3 protein-coding genes are annotated in these 1650 nt (G+C 72.5%); all 3 read right to left on the reverse strand.

Going from position 1 to position 1650, the window contains the following annotated elements; translation table 11 throughout:
- Positions 1 to 609: glycoside hydrolase family 6 protein (locus AB0M20_RS42270; protein ID WP_364307029.1), on the reverse strand; the 609-nt coding region annotated here is incomplete at its 3' end.
- Positions 610 to 713: 104 nt separating this feature from the next.
- On the reverse strand, positions 714 to 887 hold the full coding sequence (locus tag AB0M20_RS42275; RefSeq protein ID WP_364307031.1) for a CsbD family protein: 174 nt from the start codon (positions 885 to 887) through the stop codon (positions 714 to 716).
- Positions 888 to 967: 80 nt separating this feature from the next.
- The coding region (locus tag AB0M20_RS42280; protein WP_364307033.1) for a histidine kinase at positions 968 to 1650 on the reverse strand (683 nt) is incomplete at its 5' end.

Consider the following 1650-nt stretch of genomic DNA (forward strand, 5'->3'; position numbering starts at 1 on the left):
GACGAGCCGCCCGGCCGCGTCGGCGGCACTGTTCCAGGTGGAGTGCCCGGCGTCGAGGTAGACCTTGGCCCCGGCCGCCTTGAGCGTCTGCGTGGCGGTGTGCAGGGCCTGGTTGCGGGCGGCGATCTCGCTGCTGCTCAGGCAGGTCTGCAGGGCGATCGAGTCGGGCTCGAGGACGACCACGGTGGTGCGGCCGGCGATGCCGGTGGCGATGCGGTCGACCCAGGTGCGGTACTGCGCGAGGTCGGGCGCGCCGCCGGCGCTGGCGCCGCCGCAGTCGCGGTTGGGGATTCCGTACAGGGTGAGGACCGGAAGCTGGCCCGCCGCCGCGGCGGCGCCGACGTAGCCGGCGACCTCGGACTGGATGGTCGAGAGGTTGAAGTTGGACAGCCAGTGCGAGGCGGGCTGGCTCGCGATCCGGTCGGGGATGACCTGGGTACGGGGATCGGCCGGGTTGGCCGCCACCCATCGGGCGGCGGCGGAGCCGGGTTCGCGGTAGAGCGTGCCGGACAATGTGCCGGCCGAGGCCGGTCCGGCGGCGAACCAGACCCCGGCTGCCGCGGTGGCGCAGGCTAGCGAGGTGACGAGGACTTTGGTGGGGGACGGCACGGTGACTTCCTTCCCATGGAGCGAGGATTGTCAATGGGAGCGCTCCCACACCGTAGCCACGCAAAACGCCCCCGGCAAGACCGGGGGCGTTCAGGCGTTGCTTCTCAGGACTTGAAGACGTCCTTGATGTTCTCGCCGGCCTGCTTGAGCTTCGAGCTCTTCTGGTCGGCCTTGCCCTCGGCCTCGAGGCGCTCGTCGTCCGTGGCCTTGCCTACGCCTTCCTTGGCCTTGCCACCGAGCTCTTCGGCCTTGTTGTCGACCTTGTCGTCAAAAGCCATGGGGTGCCTCCTGTCATGGATGCGTACAACGGAGGGTTACCCGATGGCCGAAAACGCAATCATCGGCCGGACGCGGGCACTCACAACGAGCTGGTGACCGTGGCCTGGACGCGCCAGCCGCCGCGCGGGGTCGGGCCGGCCAGCAGGTGGCCGCCGAGCTCCTGCACCCGCTCGCGGAGGCCGACCAGGCCGTGGCCGGTGCCCAGCACCCCCGGGCGGTCGCGGGTCGGCGGGTCGTTCTCCACGCTCACCGTCAGGTCGCGGCCCGACCCGCTCACCAGGACCCGCACCGCCGCGCCGGGGGCGTGCCGCAGGGCGTTCGTCAGGCTCTCCTGGACCACGCGGAAGGCCAGGTGGGCGGCCGGGGCGGCCACGCCGTCGCGGTCCCCCTCGAAGCGGCACGACACGTCCAGGCCGCTGCGCGCCGCCCGGGACACCACCTCGTCGATCAGCGCCAGATCGGGGCCGCCCACCTCGGCGCCGCCCAGCAGGTCGACCAGCCGCCGCAGGTCCTCGCGGCCCTGACGTGCCGAGTCCGCGATCGCGGTGAAGGCCTGCCGGGCCCGCTCCGGATCGTCGTCGACGAGCCGCTGACCCGCCGCGGCCTGAATGATCATGATGCTGATCGCGTGGCCGACGATGTCGTGCAGCTCGGCCGCGATCCGGGACCGTTCGTGGCGCAGCGCCAGGTCGGTGAAGAGCTCCCGCTCCTCCTCCAGCTCGCGGCCGCGCTGGGCCAGCTGGCCGGCCGCCTCGCGACGCT

It is taken from the genome of Actinoplanes sp. NPDC051633 (assembly GCF_040681735.1).
GTDB lineage: Bacteria > Actinomycetota > Actinomycetes > Mycobacteriales > Micromonosporaceae > Actinoplanes.